This window comes from Lysinibacillus sp. EB271-A1-10B, assembly GCF_058791335.1.
This window is the reverse complement of record NZ_JBYTDL010000006.1, coordinates 191,741-207,599: the sequence shown is the minus strand read 5'-3', so window position 1 is coordinate 207,599 and position 15,859 is coordinate 191,741. Positions and strand designations below refer to the sequence as shown.

The following is a 15,859-nucleotide window of genomic DNA, read 5'->3' as shown; positions in this document are numbered from 1 at the left end:
TGGCAGACGCACAGGACTTAAAATCCTGCGGTAGGTGACTACCGTGCCGGTTCGATTCCGGCCCTCGGCACCATTTTTTTATAATTAGCGCCCGTAGCTCAATTGGATAGAGCGTCTGACTACGGATCAGAAGGTTATGGGTTCGACTCCTGTCGGGCGCGCCAAATTAATATTTATCGGAATGTAGCTCAGCTTGGTAGAGCACTTGGTTTGGGACCAAGGGGTCGTAGGTTCGAATCCTGTCATTCCGACCACTTTATGGGGCCTTAGCTCAGCTGGGAGAGCGCCTGCCTTGCACGCAGGAGGTCAGCGGTTCGATCCCGCTAGGCTCCACCATAAAAGATAACCAGTATAAAGATCCTGGCGGCGTAGCTCAGCTGGCTAGAGCGTACGGTTCATACCCGTAAGGTCGGGGGTTCGATCCCCTCTGCCGCCATCTTAAAGGACCTTTAGCTCAGTTGGTTAGAGCAGACGGCTCATAACCGTCCGGTCGCAGGTTCGAGTCCTGCAAGGTCCACCATTTATATATTGTTACGGAGGTATACCCAAGTCTGGCTGAAGGGATCGGTCTTGAAAACCGACAGGCGGGTAACACCGCGCGGGGGTTCGAATCCCTCTACCTCCTCCAGTTTTTTTATAAATGGCGCTTGAAAAACTCGAAAAGAATATTTTGTTAACGCGGGGTGGAGCAGTGGTAGCTCGTCGGGCTCATAACCCGAAGGTCGTTGGTTCAAATCCGGCCCCCGCAACCAAATGGTCCCGTGGTGTAGCGGTTAACATGCCTGCCTGTCACGCAGGAGATCGCCGGTTCGATCCCGGTCGGGACCGCCATTTTTTTTAAAAATATGGGTCAGTAGCTCAGTTGGTAGAGCATTAGATTGAAGCTCTAAGTGTCGGCGGTTCGATTCCGTCCTGACCCACCATATGCGGGTGTAGTTTAATGGTAAAACCTCAGCCTTCCAAGCTGATGTCGTGAGTTCGATTCTCATCACCCGCTCCAATCTAAGGGCCTATAGCTCAGCTGGTTAGAGCGCACGCCTGATAAGCGTGAGGTCGATGGTTCGAGTCCATTTAGGCCCACCATTATTCCGAAGTAGCTCAGTTGGTAGTAGCACCTGACTGTTAATCAGGTTGTCGCAGGTTCGAGTCCTGCCTTCGGAGCCATTTTTTGGGGAAGTACTCAAGAGGCTGAAGAGGCGCCCCTGCTAAGGGTGTAGGTCGGGTAACCGGCGCGAGGGTTCAAATCCCTCCTTCTCCGCCATTGGCCCGTTGGTCAAGTGGTTAAGACACCGCCCTTTCACGGCGGTAACACGGGTTCGAATCCCGTACGGGTCATACTGAAATACAGTAGATGTAATTTACATCTACTGTATTTTTTTGTATTTCCAAATGGTCCAAAGGTGGCGAATGTAATACTATTTGTCTTTAAGATACACTATAAAAATAGCATGTTACTTTTCATGTCTTTTTATTGCTAGTACCCTAATGGGATATAAAAGGTGTTTTGTGCACGTACTTTTCATTATCAATATGATCAATGATAAAAGTGGCTATATCTTGATTCGTAATTTTTGTACCAGGCATATCAGTAAGATTTTCCTTTATCTGATTGGATGTTAAGCTATCTTTTACAAACGGTAATCTAAGTAGTGTCCATTTGATCTGTTTACTATTTAATAAAAGTTCCCATTCCAATTTTTTATCCTTCATCATTTTCGGAAAGAGAACTTCAAACATCTTTGCTCCAAAACGATTCATCATGCTTTTTTTGTCCTCTTTAATCGTTAGAGAACCACCGGAAACACCTATATATCGACTAATGTTTAAATCTTTCATCACATTAAAAATAGTAGCTGTAACTTTACTATAAATAGGTTCCTCTTTAGGTGGTTGACCAAATGTATTAATAACAACTTGACAATCTTTAAGTAGTTCTCGAATGCTTTCTATCTCTTGAACCTGTCCTTTCACTATTTCAATTTTATCATTTTTATATAGTACCTTATCCGGATTTCTAACAAGCATCCGAACATGATATCCTTTTTCTATTGCACGAGCTGCTATATGCCTTCCTACTTTCCCTGTTCCTCCAATTATCGCTATTCTACTAGTACTATCCATTTTATACCTCCAATTGAATATGCTAGTACATATACGATGAATCTCATTAATAAGTTTCGAATTTTTCTTTTTCTATGTAAGCTGCTTTCCAAAAGATTGTTGCTGTTAAAACAAAAAGGCAGATTTAATCTACAAAATGTGTAGAAAAAAATCCGCCTTTTTTTAAAACTAAAGCCCCGTTTTAGGAAAAATAGCAATGCTTATTAAACAATCGTGCCTTTTTGTGGAATACTTGAATACGAAATAATCTTGAAAAATACTTAGTTAAGTCTACATCACTACAATAATTTCTTTAATAACTTATAGTAATGTATATGTAGCTCTGAAGGAGCTTAATCCTCTTCCTCTTGAGCTAAAGATGCTGCGATATCATCACGTACATCAGACAGTTTCTTCTTATCACCATTTGGATACACTATACTCCACAATGCATAGCCATTGTAACGCTCTGTGTAATTTTCACCTTTAACGGAATTTACTGCGGAAATGGCAGCGGCTGAAGGACTACTATATTCTTTTCCTTCAAAAAGGACCTTGCCACTTGTTAGGTCGATTTCTGCCTCTCTTACGGCACCTCCATAAGTAGCTTCTAGATTTCTTTCGTCTTCATTTAGTCGTGAATACAACTCTTTCCAAGAGATATTTGATTGACGAATCGGAGAAGACGTTTTGGCCGTCCTTTTTTCAGGTGTCTCATTTTTAACCGCATCGAATATCTCATCTAATACATCTTTATACTTATCATATATTGCTACACACAACTCATCATTTACTCTTGCCATCGGCTTATTCACTCCTTTATAGACCATACGAAGATTATGTATATACTCCTCTAAAATATTTTTATTTGCCGTTGTAATTTTCGGGTGATTCAAGCAAGGCACTATGACAAAATCATATAACCCTTGATAATCAATTTGAATAAACTCGGGACATTTTGGTTTTACCGTGGCATCTGGAGACAAAAAGACCTTTAATTCATATGTATACGAGTCATCCAATTGTTTTAAGATTTTCGTATAGGTTTCGGTCTGGTCTTTGTTTTCTCTTGCCAACACCTTATTCTCCACAATGATTTTTACCAGATCGTTCGTCAAATACAAATCAAATCGAGCCCGTAATTCCTGGTTTGTCTCGGGATCGACCGCAGACTCCGATACCTCAGTTGCCACTTTCATTTCCTCTAGTTGGAGTGAGTCCGATTCGATTAAATCAAAATCAATAACAGTTTTCGCATTTGATACATTCTCCTCGCAAATATAGTAGAGAAAACGCTTCAGCGGGAACGTCCCTAAATTTAACGAAGACGTTGGTGAAAGCAACCAACTGATAAAAGAACTATGCATCGTTTCGCGGTGTCCAAAACCCAATAATTGAAACAAGCTTTGTTTTTCAAAAGATTCTTGTAAACGCAAGAAATCAGAATCACTAATTAACTGATTCAGCTTGGTTTTCAACTCTTTCTCATTTCTTATCATATTCTAACCTCTCAAACTCAGTAGATTTAAAGTATCGAAAACTATTATAGCAATAATCTTTTCGAAAACAGCCTTGTAGTATTTTTTTGTAGTGCTATAAGCTAAGATAAATATAGAAACAAAAGTAGGGGGATGAAGATGGAAAAATTATTATGGACAGACAACCAACAATATTTGATGCAGAAGAACGTAGAACAAGTAGTACCTTTTCTACATCATTTTTCACCAGAACAAGTAAACCGTGTTGGTAGATTTCAACGTACATATGAGAAATTTGAAAGCACACCATTACGAAGCTTAAATGCTTTTGCATCACTAGTTGGCGTACAAAGTGTTTTTGTAAAAGATGAATCATATCGATTTGACTTAAATGCATTCAAAGTATTGGGTGGTGTTTATGCAATTGGGCAGTACGTTGCCAAAAAGTTAGATAGGAATATTGATGAGCTATCGTTTGAGCAGCTTAAATCACCAGAAATAAAGGAGCAGCTAGGGGACTTAACATTTATTTCAACGACCGATGGCAATCATGGTCGTGGAGTAGCTTGGGCTGCTAGAGAGCTTGGTTTGAAAGCACGCATTTATATGCCAGCAGGTAGTGCTGAGGAGCGCCTCCAAAATATTAAAAATGAAGGTGCATATGCTGAAATAACGACAATGAATTATGATGATACAGTTCGTTATACATCACAACTAGCAACAGACAATGGCTGGGTCGTTATTCAGGATACGATGTGGGAAGGCTATGAGGAAATCCCGTTATGGATTATGCAAGGCTATACAACACTAATAAAAGAAGTCGCCCTGCAGTTGGAAAAAGCACCTACCCATGTATTTTTACAAGCTGGGGTTGGATCTTTTGCAGGTGCGGTTGTAGCTTTCTTACAACAATACTATGAGCAAGAGATTACATTTGTCTTAGTTGAGCCTTTTGTAGCGAATTGCTATTATGAAAGCTTTAAAGCAGGAGCTGAGCAGTTTGTAACGGTTGGTGGAGAGATGCAAACCATTATGGCAGGTCTTGCATGTGGTGAGCCGAATCCACAAGCTTGGGATTTATTAAAGACTTATACGAAGGTGAGTATATGCTGTGATGAGGAAATTGCCGCTACAGGGATGCGCATTCTTGGAAATCCACTAGCAACAGATGCACGAATTATTGCTGGAGAATCGGGAGCTGCCCCGGTTGGATGTTTTTATGAGTTGATGATGAATGAGAAATATATAGAACTGAAAGATACATTACAAATAGATGAAAATTCTCGTATATTGTTTATTAACACTGAAGGTGACACAGATGTAGAGAACTATAGAAATATTATGTGGCATGGGAAATATGCAAACATTTAATTGAAGGAAGGAGCAAACTAGTGATAGTTTGCTTTTTTCATTCACATGTATTGAAGGTTGAAATTTGAATGACTTATACAATTAATTCAACGTTATGGTAACGAGCAAATTTTTTTATTTTTTTTCTTGACCTTAACGTTGCGTAAAGATTTACAGTAGTAGTAGTAGAGGGGGTGAACAGTGTGGAATTTACGATTCAAGAGCTTGCTCAATTATCCGGAGTTAGCACAAGAACACTACGCTATTACGATGAAATTGGATTACTGAAGCCAGCAAGAACCAATGAGGTGGGCTATCGATTTTACGGACAGTTTGAAGTTGATATGCTCCAGCAAATTTTATTTTATAGAGCATTAGATATGAAGTTAGCAACCATTAAGGAAATTATTCAATCGCCAGGTTTTGAACATACAGAGGCACTCAAAACCCATCGTACGGCTTTACTGAAACGCAAGGAACAGTTGGATAAGATATTACAAACAGTGGAAAAAACCATTCAATCTATAGAGGAGGAACAACCAATGACAAATGAAGAGAAATTTAATGGATTTAAAGAGAAGCTAATCGAGGAAAATGAAAAGCAATATGGGCAAGAAGTTCGTGCAAAATATGGTGACAAAACGGTTGATGCATCGAATGCGAAACTAATGAATATGACCGAGGAACAGTATGAGGCTATGCAGCAGTTAGAACAGCAATTATTTGCTCGTTTAAAAGAAGCGATGGCAATCGGCGATACAAACAATGATGTGGCAATGGAAGTAGCAGAGCTTCATAAACGTTGGCTTAGCTTTTCGTGGTCACAATATTCTAAGGAAGCACATGCAGGTATAGCACAGATGTATGTAGCGGATGAACGCTTTTCAGCTTATTACGATGAACGTGTTGCTAAAGGAGCAGCGCAATTTTTACATGATGCCATCCACAATTTCACTTTAACGTAATTATAGCAGCAGTTTCGCTTTCGCTACAAAAAACATTTACTAAATGAAAATAATTATACAAAAAATAAGTGATTCCTTCTTATGCTTTCATGTTTTAGAAATTTTAATTTAGGAAAAAATGAAGGCATGAGGAGGAGATTTTTTTGAACCCACAAGTAATGGAAAAATTGAAAAAGCAATTAGAGCAGGAGCTACAGGAAATAGAACAGCAACTGGAGGAATCAGAGCGTCCACAAGCGACAGAGCTATCTAATTATGATAATCATCCAGCTGACAATGCAAGTGATTTAACGGATCAGTTAACGGAAATGGCGATTGATGAGCACCGTGGTGACGAAGCTGAAGAAATAAAGGCTGCACTACAAGCGATGGAGGACGGTACATATGGTAAATGTGCTGTATGTGGTGAAGAGATTCCGATTGGTCGCCTAGAAGCTATGCCGAAAGCATTGACATGTGTTGAACATGCGGAGCACAAAGAAGATAATTTAAGGCCAGTAGAGGAAGATGTATTGTCTTCTACCCCAAAATCGGATGATTTCATAGAACTTGAGGAATTTGGCTCTTCCGATACACCACAAGATAAAAGTTAGTAAGCATTTTCACTCTCAGGCAGTATAATAGCAGTATGGGGTGAGAATATGGATATAATTGATTTACACTGTGATGCTCTATTGAAATTAACAACTTTAGAAGCGGCAAAATTTGAAGATGATGTACGTTTGCATGCCAATAGAGAGAGATTACATTTAGGGCGGGTTAAGGCACAAGTATTTGCTATTTTTATAAACCCTAACATTCCGCAAAGCATGCAATTCTTAGAGGCGGTGCGGCAAATTGAAGCCTTCCATACACATGTAATACAAACTGAGGGCATGGTGCATATTACGGATTGGTCCCAATTAGATAATTTAGCTCCGCATGAAGTTGGAGCCATTTTAAGCTTAGAGGGCTGTGGTCCAATCGGTGAAGATTTAGCAAAGCTGTCTGCCATATTAGATGCAGGTGTAAAGCTTGTTGGTCTAACGTGGAATGAAGAAAATGCTGTAGCTCACGGTGCTGAACAGGGTGCAAGCCTTGGTTTAAAATCATTTGGTAAAGAAGTTATAAACTTGCTAAATGAGAGAGACATTATTATCGATGTCTCACATTTAAATGAACAGAGCTTTTGGGATGTCTTGCCACTAGCGAAGCACCTAATTGCTAGTCATAGTAATGCACGTGCAATTTGTGATCATCCTAGAAATTTATCGGATGCTCAGGCGAAAGCACTTGTCGAGCATGGTGGTCATATACATGTCGTGTACTACCCGAATTTTATCCGAGACAATGCTATGATAGATGATTTAGTAGCACATGTGAAGCATCTAGCGAATATAGTAGGGGTAGAGCACCTTGGACTAGGTTCAGACTTCGATGGTATAGATGTTACTGTCAAAGGATTAGCGCACGCAGGAGAGGCGCAAAATTTGTTAGAGGCATTACGTGAACATTTTTCAATCGAAGAAGTTTGCGGTATTGCAAGTAATAATTTTCGACGCTATGTAAAAGATGCAGCAACCTTTTAAGGCTGCTGCATCTTTAATGATGGATTATCTTAATAAAAGAAATATTGAATTAATAAACCGATTCCTAAGAGGAAGCCGAAGAATGTATTTGTTTGCGCTGTAAATTTCATCGCAGGCATCACTTCTTTAGCTTCTTTTTTATCGCGGAAAATTTGAATCGCACGAAGTGGTTTTGGAACACTTAAGAAAATGATTAGAGCCCAAAAGGTAATACCGTCAATTGCTACAAGAGCGATTACCCATAAGTACGAAATGATAAAAAAGCCAGATAGGACAGAAATGGCATTGTCTCGGCCTACTAAAATAGCAAGCGTTTTTCGACCACCTTCTGTATCGCCAACGATATCACGAATATTGTTGGACAGCATGATCGCCCCAACTAAAATCATACTAGGTACTGAAAGTAAAACAGCATCAAAAGTTACTGTAAGTGTTTGAATATAAAAGGCGATTAAGACAATACCCATTCCCATAACAGCGCCAGATACAAGTTCTCCGAATGGTGAATAGGCTATAGGGTAAGGTCCTCCAGTATATAAAAAACCGATCAGCATACAAACAAGCCCTACGGCAGCAAGCCACCAAGAGGTAGAGGCACATATGTAAATGCCAAGCAGCATAGCGATTGCATAAAAGCTTAAGGCAATCATCATAATAGTTTTTGGTTGAACACCGTGACGTACAATCGTTCCACCGATACCGACAGAATTTTCATTGTCTAGTCCTAATTTGTAATCGTAATATTCATTGAACATATTTGTTGCTGCTTGTATAAGCATACTTGCAATGAGCATAGCAAAAAATAGTCCATAATCGATTGTTTGTTTTTCAATTGCTAAGGCAATCGATGTTCCTAAAAATACTGGAACGAATGAAGCGGTTAAAGTATGTGGACGTGTTAAATGCCACCAAACTTTAAAACCCCTATCAGCTTCAATGACTTTGGTCATAAGGTCTTTCTCTCCTTCAAATGTTGTAGACTATTCTTATTTTATACGAAGAATGAGAAATTGGATAGGTTCACAGCTTATTACATACAGTTCAGATAAAAAAATGATACAATAGAACATGCATTTATGAACTGAAAATAATAATTAAGATAATAGCAACAGTACAAGGAATAGGCTAGCAAAATAAAATGACAGCTATTTTAACAAAAGAAATATGATGTGGTAAAAGTACAAACGCTCACTTTATTATGCAAAGGTTTGTTCAATTTGTGTTATAGAAAAGCCAAAGCAGTTAAAATTTATATTGAAAGTTAGAACGAGTACAAAACATACCGTGCGTCATTCATTATGTACATTGCAACAACGGAGGTAATTTTCATGCAACAGAAGTGGTACCAAGCCACAGAAGTAGAAGTGGACTCTTTGGGCCAAAGCCTTCATTTTTATATGGAAACAATTGAAGTAAGTCGCTTATCGGCGCTCGCATTTTATGCGGCGGGTGAGGAGCATTATAAAGGTGAACGATTTTATTGGCAAAATAGAGAAAAAACAATGACTTTAGTAGGGCTAGGACATGCCTATACGATTCAAAATAACGCCAAAAATGATCGCTACGATGCAATAGAAGCTGAATGGAAAAGCTTAACGAAAAACTGTGTTAAGGGACAAAGTGAACTACAGCCAATTTTATTTGGCGGATTTACATTCGATCCACAAAACAATGTTGCTGGGGAGTGGACAGACTTTCCAGAGGCTTTTTTTGCGCTCGCAACTTATCAGCTTGTCATACGTGATGACAAAGCGTTTGTAAGTATTCATCTTATATCAAAAGATGGGCAAGCAGAGTCTCAGTTTGACGCGTTACGTAAAGAGCGAGATCATTTAATTCATGCTGCGCAGGTAAAAGAAGTAAAAACGTATTCAAAGCCTGAAATCACAAGCTATTTTGAGCCATATAAGGAACCATATTTAGCGTCGATTGACCAAGTAACAGCATTGATTAAGCAAAAGAAGGCAGATAAAGTTGTTATTGCACGCTCGCTAGCATTGCAATTTAAAGAAGAAGTTTCTTCACCACAGGTTCTATCACAAATTATTCATGAGCAGCCAGAGAGCTATTTATTTGGTTTAGAGCGTCAAGAATTATTGTTCTTTGGTGCGTCCCCTGAACGTCTTGTAAAAGTAGAAAAGGGCCGCGCCTTTTCATCTTGTGTGGCAGGTTCTATTAAACGTGGTAAGACAGCAGAGGAAGATGAAGCTTATGGACAAAGCTTATTAAATGATTCGAAAAACGGTGGCGAGCATCAATATGTTGTCGATATGATTGCGGAAACTTTCCGTAAAAATTGTGTCGAGATGAAAGTACCAGATAGCCCTCGCTTACTAAAGATTAGAGATATACAACATTTATATACACCTGTTGAAGGTCAGTTGAATAATGAGGCAACTATATTACAACTGACAAAGTCTTTGCATCCAACGCCAGCTTTAGGCGGTGTGCCAAGAAAAGAGGCAATGGCAGCTATACGTAAGTATGAGCCGATGAATCGTGGACTTTACGCCGCACCAATTGGCTGGGTAGATGCTGAAGGCAATGGGGAATTTGCAGTGGCCATTCGTTCGGCTGCTTTACTTAAGGATAAGGCTTATTTATATGCTGGTGGCGGTATAGTAGCAGATTCAGAGCCACAATCTGAATATGAGGAAACATTAGTGAAATTCCGTCCAATGCTTCGCGCGCTAGGAGGACAATTACATGAGTGAACGAGAAATGTTAACGGATTATGTTTATAAAATGGTAGCGTCACTAGTGCAAGCTGGCGTTGAAAACGTTGTAGTCAGCCCTGGCTCACGTTCTACACCTTTAGCTTATGCATTTGCTTCAACGAAACAGCTCCATATGTATCGTCAGGTTGATGAGCGATCTGCTGCCTTTTTTGCGTTAGGAATTGCAAAGGCTACAGCAAAACCTGTTGTTCTTTTATGCACATCGGGAACAGCTGCGGCAAACTATTTTCCTGCCATTGTTGAAGCAAGCTATGCCCGTGTACCATTAATTGTAATCACAGCTGATCGTCCACATGAATTGCGAGAGGTAGGTGCACCACAGGCTATCAATCAGCCGAATTTATATGGTTCCCATGTCAAGTGGAGCGTGGATTTCCCGTTGGCAGATGATGCAGCACCAACATTGCCGTTTATCGAGCGCCATATCGCACGTGCGGTAGCGATTGCAATGAGCGCCCCATTTGGACCAGTGCATATTAATGTACCGTTTAGAGAACCTTTGTTGATTGATTTTCGAGAGGAACTTCCAGAAGCGACATTTAAGCACAGTAGTATGGGGCAGTTAATACCTTCCATGGCGACTCAACAAGAGTTATCGGAGATTATACGTGCAACTAAAAGAGGCTTTGTTATTATTGGTGAGCTAGCACTTGGTACAGATTTAACAAAGATGTGGGAGTTTGTTCGTCAATTAAAATGGCCGGTCATTGTCGAGAGTTTATCTAATATGCGCTCGTCTGTCCCAGAGGATTGTCTACCATATATGATCACAACGTACGATGCAATTATGAAAAGCGAAGATTTTAAAGCATTAGTTAAACCAGATACGGTACTACGTTTAGGAGCACAGCCTGTTTCTAAATTTATTATGCAATTTATTACTAAATCGCAGCCAGATGCTTATATTGTGGTCGATGAAGATCCGATGTTCCGTGATGCTACAGGTGCGTCTACTCATTTTGTTCATGCAAGTATTGGTGAGTGGCTCACGCAATTAGAAGTCTCTGAAACAGTACTAGAAGCAGCGTATTTAGCTGAGTGGCAAGATGCTAATGATATAGCACTAGAGTATATTGAACACTATTCTGATGGTGCAATTGATGAGGGAGCAATGGTAAGTCGATTACTCAAAATGATTCCTAATGGTAGTGATATTTTTGTAAGTAGCAGTATGCCAGTGCGTGATATTGATACGTTTTTAATGGCGACACCAAAAGATCTCCGTATTGTTGCGAATCGTGGAACGAACGGTATTGATGGCGTCGTATCGACAGCAATGGGCTTTAGTCAAGGAAATAACCGAGAAACATACTTACTTATTGGCGATTTAGCCTTTTTACATGATGTCAACGGGTTAATTGCTTCAAGATACCAGGAATGCAACCTGACAATTATCGTTATGAATAATGATGGCGGCGGTATTTTCTCTTATTTACCACAATCTACAGTCGAGGCACATTATGAAGATTTGTTCGGTACACCGACTGCCCTAGAATTCTTTGATATTGCCAACATGTACGGAATGGACTATATACGTGTAGACGATATTTCAGAGCTATCAGTAAAGTTCACTACTATGAAGAAACGACCAATGCGCTTAATCGAAATTTTCACGAACCGAGAGGAAAATGTATATGCGCATCGGGCGCTGTGGAATCGCATTAATGCGGGGCTAAAAGCATGGCAAAGCTAATGATTCGTGGACTTGAAACGAGCGTGGACATCTGGAATGAAGAAGCGGAGCAAACACTCGTTGCATTGCATGGTTTTACAGGTAGTACGGCTACATGGCGAAATTTAGCGAAAGCTCTACCTAGTGTACGAGTTATTGCCATTGATTTAATTGGTCATGGTCAAACGGCAATACCCAAGCAAATTAGTCGTTTCTCTATGCAAGAGCAAATCCAAGATTTAGAGGAAGTCTTTTGCCAGTTAGAGCTTAAGAAATTTACGCTGTTAGGCTATTCAATGGGAGGAAGAGTTGCATTATCGTATGCAATCACCTACCCCGAACGCATTGAAAAGCTAATTTTAGAAAGTGCTTCGCCAGGTTTACGAACTTCAAAGGAACGATCTGAACGTTGTGAGAGGGATAACGCTCTCGCTGAAAAAATAATTAGTAATGGTTTGATATCATTTGTTAATGCATGGGAGACTATTCCTTTGTTTGAATCTCAAAAGCGTTTACCACACGATGTGCAAGAAGCGATTAGGTTCGAACGACTTTCTCAGGAGGAGGAAGGCTTGGCAGGTAGCTTACGGGGCATTGGCACAGGAAGTCAACCACCAAATTGGATGGTATTGGAGAAGCTTGAATTTCCTGTGCTTTTAATTACAGGATCACTCGATGAGAAATTTTGTAAAATAGCACTAGAAATGAAAGCGTTATTAAAAAATGCCAAGCATACGACAGTAAATGACGCTGGACATGCAATTCATGTGGAAAATCCCGCTGAGTTTGCTACAATAGTAGAGGAGCATTTAACTTCTTTCAACACCAATGAGAGAATTTAAAGCCACGGAATCGGAAAGGAATTCTTTTGTGCTTGCACAAAGCCGATTCCAGACGCAATTATGCCGAGGCATAATTGAACGTAATAAAATTTTTACGTTTTCGCCTCGATTTGGACGAGACGAATTTAATTATTAGGAGGCAATTCAATGACACGTCAATGGACAAGTTTACATACTTATGAAGACATTAAGTATGAGTTCTATAACGGTATCGCAAAAATTACGATTAACCGCCCAGAAGTACGCAACGCGTTCCGACCAAAAACGGTAATGGAAATGATCGACGCTTTTTCACGTGCACGTGATGACAAAAATGTTGGAGTTATCATTTTAACTGGTGAAGGTGAACATGCCTTCTGTTCAGGTGGAGACCAAAAAGTACGCGGTCATGGCGGCTATGTTGGTGAAGATGAAATCCCACGTCTAAACGTCCTTGATTTACAACGTTTAATCCGTGTTATTCCAAAACCTGTAGTAGCGATGGTAGCAGGTTATGCAATTGGTGGAGGACACGTATTACACGTTGTCTGTGACTTAACAATTGCTGCTGACAACGCTCGTTTTGGACAAACTGGACCAAAAGTTGGTTCATTCGATGCTGGATACGGCTCAGGCTATCTTGCGCGTATTATTGGTCATAAAAAGGCGCGTGAAATTTGGTACCTTTGCCGTCAATATGATGCACAGCAAGCACTTGATATGGGATTAGTTAACACAGTTGTTCCTTATGAGCAATTAGAAGATGAAACTGTACAATGGTGTGAAGAAATGCTAGAAATGTCTCCAACTGCTCTACGCTTCTTAAAAGCAGCAATGAACGCAGATACAGACGGTTTAGCAGGTCTTCAACAAATGGCTGGCGACGCTACTCTTCTTTATTACACAACAGATGAAGCTAAAGAAGGTCGTGACGCATTTAAAGAAAAACGTCAACCAGATTTCGGTCAATTCCCAAGATTCCCTTGATGATCTGAAGCGATGAACGGCTCGTATCTTACTGAGATACGAGCTTTTTGTATATCTAAATAGGTAAGGCGGATAGACTTGGCAGAGTAATGGAACTCCATATCCAACTGAAGGATATTACGATGAAATGGAAAGATAAGGAATATTGGAGGGATAACGAGATGTATCTGAATTGGATTTTACAGCGAGCGTATTTAACACCTTTACGAAACGGTTTAACATATAATGGGCAGACTTGGACATTTCAAGAGTTAAATGATTTATCTTTAAAACGTGCTCGTCAACTTACAACACTGGATATTAAGCAAGGCGACCGTATTGCAATAATGGGGCCGAGTAAGCCTTCACTTGTTATTATGATGTACGCATGTATGCATTTACAATGTGAAATGGTCATGCTAAATCGTAGGCTAACACAAGATGAAATTGCTTACCAGCTAGAGGATTCAGAAGCTATGGCAGTATTAGTTGCCGATGAGGATATAGAAAAATTACCATCACATACGACTAATTATTTATTTTCTACTATAGAAAAAAGTACAGAAACGGCTATTGATATTACGAAAGAATGGTCTTTAAACCAAACAACATCGATTATGTACACATCTGGTACGACTGGTTTTCCCAAGGGCGTTTGTCAAACAGTAGGAAATCACCAGGCAAGTGCAACGGCCTCAGTGTTAAATATAGGTTTGCATGCGGATGATACTTGGTTATGTGCTGTACCACTTTTTCATATTAGCGGCTTTTCTATTTTAGTGCGTTCACTGTTGTACGGAAATAAAGTGCATTTATATGATCAATTTGATGCAGAAGCAATTTCACAAAATATAATGGATGGCGAGGTTACACATATGTCGGTAGTCGCTGTCACATTGGAAAGGATTCTACATACTCTTGAACAGAAAAATGCACAAGCCTCACCGAAATTTAAAATGATGCTAGCGGGTGGTGGTCCTGTGCCAGTGGATTATTTAAAGAGAGCGCAAGCATTACATTTAGCTGTAGCACAAACGTATGGTATGACTGAAACTTCGTCACAAACTGCAACATTAGCAAATGAAGATGCGATGAAAAAAATTGGCTCTGCGGGAAAGCCATTATTTTTTAATCAAATGCGCATTGCTGAGCCGAATGATAATGGTGAAGGAGAGATTTGCATACGTGGTCCTCATGTTACACCAGGGTACATTGGTCGTTTTGCTCAAAAAGATGCAACGATTGATGGCTGGCTCCATACTGGGGATATTGGTTATATAGATGAAGATGGTTATTTATTTGTTATCGATCGTCGGGCTGATTTAATTATTTCAGGTGGCGAAAACATTTATCCTGCTGAAATCGAAAATGTGCTACTTACACATCCTGCTGTAAAAGAAGCGGGAGTATGCGGCATTGATGATGATAAGTGGGGACAGGTACCAATCGCCTTTGTTGTATTAAAAGAACTTGTTCAGGTAGAACAATTACAAGCATTTTGTCAAAAGAAGCTTGCGAAATATAAGCTTCCTAAAGAGATTATTGTTGCAGACAAGCTCCCACGAAACGGCGCCAATAAACTACTTCGGAGAAAATTAATGGATTAATAAAGAAGCCTTCGTTATAGGTTTGACATGTTTAATTTATTTCAAATAGTTTTTCGAAATGGGGGTAAAGTATTGAATTTTCAAGATTTGATGAAATTTAAAGGGTATATATATTTAAACAAATTGTTTGAACCAGAAGAAAACTCACTGCGGGTACTTATTGATAGGTGTAATGTGAACAATACTAAAGAGTTAGTGAAAATTACAGATAAGGTTGAAATAGAAGCATCCCCAATTGATGTTGATGACAATCTACCAATTCTGCAATTGGATTTTGAAACATATGTTGCTTACTCCATTATTGATGAATCGTTTACTGTAATGGATGATTACGAAATTTCCGAGGGCAATCTTTTTAGAATTTACTCTAAATCAAGATATTTGGATTTTATTAAAGCAGGAACAATTGCTGAAGATATAAATCCCGAGAAGCAGTTCGTTCACTATCAAATTCCTTGTTTGAACCATATTATAGATATTATTTCATATGATGAGCCTATAATTACTGAAACAAAAAGAAGGTAATAAATTTTACTAAAAGAGCATCGGAAATCGATGCTCTTTTATGTGTTTATTTTTATAGAATGAGAAAAG

At 39.5% G+C, this 15,859-nt stretch carries 13 protein-coding genes and 14 tRNA genes; 24 read left to right on the top strand and 3 right to left on the bottom strand.

Annotated features, from left to right (window positions below):
* The first annotated feature begins 87 nt into the window (after positions 1 to 87).
* The 14 genes from AC3WSK_RS11435 to AC3WSK_RS11370 all read left to right on the top strand — a co-directional run bounded on the left by AC3WSK_RS11435 (position 88) and on the right by AC3WSK_RS11370 (position 1,335).
* Positions 88 to 164: transfer RNA gene (locus AC3WSK_RS11435), tRNA-Arg, on the top strand.
* A 13-nt stretch (positions 165 to 177) separates the two neighbouring features.
* Positions 178 to 254, top strand: a tRNA-Pro gene (locus AC3WSK_RS11430).
* 6 nt (positions 255 to 260) lie between these two features.
* Positions 261 to 336, top strand: a tRNA-Ala gene (locus tag AC3WSK_RS11425).
* 26 nt (positions 337 to 362) lie between these two features.
* Positions 363 to 436 (top strand) — tRNA-Met (locus tag AC3WSK_RS11420).
* Between the two features lie 7 nt (positions 437 to 443).
* Positions 444 to 520, top strand: a tRNA-Ile gene (locus AC3WSK_RS11415).
* A 15-nt stretch (positions 521 to 535) separates the two neighbouring features.
* Positions 536 to 628, top strand: a tRNA-Ser gene (locus tag AC3WSK_RS11410).
* Between the two features lie 49 nt (positions 629 to 677).
* Positions 678 to 752: transfer RNA gene (locus tag AC3WSK_RS11405), tRNA-Met, on the top strand.
* A 3-nt stretch (positions 753 to 755) separates the two neighbouring features.
* Positions 756 to 831, top strand: a tRNA-Asp gene (locus tag AC3WSK_RS11400).
* Positions 832 to 847: 16 nt separating this feature from the next.
* A tRNA-Phe gene (locus AC3WSK_RS11395) sits at positions 848 to 923 on the top strand.
* Positions 924 to 926: 3 nt separating this feature from the next.
* Positions 927 to 1,000 (top strand) — tRNA-Gly (locus tag AC3WSK_RS11390).
* 6 nt (positions 1,001 to 1,006) lie between these two features.
* Positions 1,007 to 1,083: transfer RNA gene (locus AC3WSK_RS11385), tRNA-Ile, on the top strand.
* Between the two features lie 4 nt (positions 1,084 to 1,087).
* A tRNA-Asn gene (locus AC3WSK_RS11380) sits at positions 1,088 to 1,164 on the top strand.
* A gap of 6 nt (positions 1,165 to 1,170) precedes the next feature.
* Positions 1,171 to 1,261, top strand: a tRNA-Ser gene (locus tag AC3WSK_RS11375).
* Positions 1,262 to 1,263: 2 nt separating this feature from the next.
* Positions 1,264 to 1,335, top strand: a tRNA-Glu gene (locus AC3WSK_RS11370).
* A 147-nt stretch (positions 1,336 to 1,482) separates the two neighbouring features.
* Here the strand turns inward: AC3WSK_RS11370 and AC3WSK_RS11365 are convergent.
* Complete coding sequence (locus AC3WSK_RS11365; protein ID WP_079561696.1) at positions 1,483 to 2,121, bottom strand: NAD(P)-dependent oxidoreductase; 639 nt, start codon at positions 2,119 to 2,121, stop codon at positions 1,483 to 1,485.
* A gap of 332 nt (positions 2,122 to 2,453) precedes the next feature.
* A complete protein-coding gene (locus tag AC3WSK_RS11360) occupies positions 2,454 to 3,599 on the bottom strand; it encodes a PD-(D/E)XK nuclease family protein (RefSeq protein ID WP_427485138.1) in 1,146 nt (381 codons plus the stop codon).
* 138 nt (positions 3,600 to 3,737) lie between these two features.
* Between AC3WSK_RS11360 and dpaL the strand changes: the two genes are divergently transcribed.
* The 4 genes from dpaL (at position 3,738) to AC3WSK_RS11340 (ending at position 7,461) form a co-directional block, all read left to right on the top strand.
* Complete coding sequence (gene dpaL / locus AC3WSK_RS11355) at positions 3,738 to 4,949, top strand: diaminopropionate ammonia-lyase (protein WP_240518280.1); 1,212 nt, start codon at positions 3,738 to 3,740, stop codon at positions 4,947 to 4,949.
* A 182-nt stretch (positions 4,950 to 5,131) separates the two neighbouring features.
* Complete coding sequence (locus AC3WSK_RS11350) at positions 5,132 to 5,893, top strand: MerR family transcriptional regulator (RefSeq protein WP_492412920.1); 762 nt, start codon at positions 5,132 to 5,134, stop codon at positions 5,891 to 5,893.
* A 143-nt stretch (positions 5,894 to 6,036) separates the two neighbouring features.
* The gene (locus AC3WSK_RS11345) at positions 6,037 to 6,486 is read left to right on the top strand and encodes a TraR/DksA C4-type zinc finger protein (RefSeq protein WP_427414726.1); all 450 of its coding nucleotides are present in this window, start codon (positions 6,037 to 6,039) and stop codon (positions 6,484 to 6,486) included.
* 48 nt (positions 6,487 to 6,534) lie between these two features.
* Positions 6,535 to 7,461 carry a dipeptidase gene (locus tag AC3WSK_RS11340; RefSeq protein ID WP_079561691.1) on the top strand — a complete coding sequence of 309 codons (927 nt, stop codon included), beginning with the start codon at positions 6,535 to 6,537 and terminating at the stop codon, positions 7,459 to 7,461.
* 29 nt (positions 7,462 to 7,490) lie between these two features.
* On the opposite strand, the gene AC3WSK_RS11335 is transcribed toward AC3WSK_RS11340, so the two are convergent.
* Positions 7,491 to 8,411 carry a 1,4-dihydroxy-2-naphthoate polyprenyltransferase gene (locus AC3WSK_RS11335; RefSeq protein ID WP_079561690.1) on the bottom strand — a complete coding sequence of 307 codons (921 nt, stop codon included), beginning with the start codon at positions 8,409 to 8,411 and terminating at the stop codon, positions 7,491 to 7,493.
* A 378-nt stretch (positions 8,412 to 8,789) separates the two neighbouring features.
* Here AC3WSK_RS11335 and AC3WSK_RS11330 point away from each other — a divergent pair, with 378 nt between their 5' ends.
* From AC3WSK_RS11330 to AC3WSK_RS11305, 6 genes are all read left to right on the top strand, one after another.
* Entirely contained in the window at positions 8,790 to 10,175 is a 1,386-nt protein-coding gene (locus AC3WSK_RS11330; RefSeq protein WP_079561689.1) for an isochorismate synthase, read from the top strand.
* Entirely contained in the window at positions 10,168 to 11,892 is a 1,725-nt protein-coding gene (menD, locus tag AC3WSK_RS11325) for a 2-succinyl-5-enolpyruvyl-6-hydroxy-3-cyclohexene-1-carboxylic-acid synthase (RefSeq protein WP_492412916.1), read from the top strand. The genes AC3WSK_RS11330 and menD overlap by 8 nt, the downstream gene beginning before the upstream one ends.
* Positions 11,880 to 12,713, top strand: coding sequence for a 2-succinyl-6-hydroxy-2,4-cyclohexadiene-1-carboxylate synthase (gene menH, locus AC3WSK_RS11320; RefSeq protein WP_492412914.1), 834 nt, complete (start codon positions 11,880 to 11,882; stop codon positions 12,711 to 12,713). Before menD ends, menH begins: the two co-directional genes overlap by 13 nt.
* Positions 12,714 to 12,860: 147 nt before the next feature.
* On the top strand, positions 12,861 to 13,679 hold the full coding sequence (gene menB / locus AC3WSK_RS11315; protein WP_053485078.1) for a 1,4-dihydroxy-2-naphthoyl-CoA synthase: 819 nt from the start codon (positions 12,861 to 12,863) through the stop codon (positions 13,677 to 13,679).
* A gap of 161 nt (positions 13,680 to 13,840) precedes the next feature.
* A complete protein-coding gene (locus tag AC3WSK_RS11310) occupies positions 13,841 to 15,265 on the top strand; it encodes an o-succinylbenzoate--CoA ligase (RefSeq protein ID WP_492412912.1) in 1,425 nt (474 codons plus the stop codon).
* Positions 15,266 to 15,337: 72 nt separating this feature from the next.
* Positions 15,338 to 15,790, top strand: a complete 453-nt coding sequence (locus AC3WSK_RS11305; protein WP_427485132.1) for a hypothetical protein — start codon at positions 15,338 to 15,340, stop codon at positions 15,788 to 15,790.
* Positions 15,791 to 15,859: the final 69 nt, after the last annotated feature.

Coding starts and splice junctions, on each gene's coding strand:
- AC3WSK_RS11340 (WP_079561691.1), top strand. CDS start 6,535: ATGGATATAATTGATTTACACTGTGATGCTCTATTGAAATTAACAACT.
- menB (WP_053485078.1), top strand. CDS start 12,861: ATGACACGTCAATGGACAAGTTTACATACTTATGAAGACATTAAGTAT.
- menD (WP_492412916.1), top strand. CDS start 10,168: ATGAGTGAACGAGAAATGTTAACGGATTATGTTTATAAAATGGTAGCG.
- AC3WSK_RS11365 (WP_079561696.1), bottom strand. CDS start 2,121: ATGGATAGTACTAGTAGAATAGCGATAATTGGAGGAACAGGGAAAGTA.
- menH (WP_492412914.1), top strand. CDS start 11,880: ATGGCAAAGCTAATGATTCGTGGACTTGAAACGAGCGTGGACATCTGG.
- AC3WSK_RS11335 (WP_079561690.1), bottom strand. CDS start 8,411: ATGACCAAAGTCATTGAAGCTGATAGGGGTTTTAAAGTTTGGTGGCAT.
- AC3WSK_RS11360 (WP_427485138.1), bottom strand. CDS start 3,599: ATGATAAGAAATGAGAAAGAGTTGAAAACCAAGCTGAATCAGTTAATT.
- dpaL (WP_240518280.1), top strand. CDS start 3,738: ATGGAAAAATTATTATGGACAGACAACCAACAATATTTGATGCAGAAG.
- AC3WSK_RS11310 (WP_492412912.1), top strand. CDS start 13,841: ATGTATCTGAATTGGATTTTACAGCGAGCGTATTTAACACCTTTACGA.
- AC3WSK_RS11330 (WP_079561689.1), top strand. CDS start 8,790: ATGCAACAGAAGTGGTACCAAGCCACAGAAGTAGAAGTGGACTCTTTG.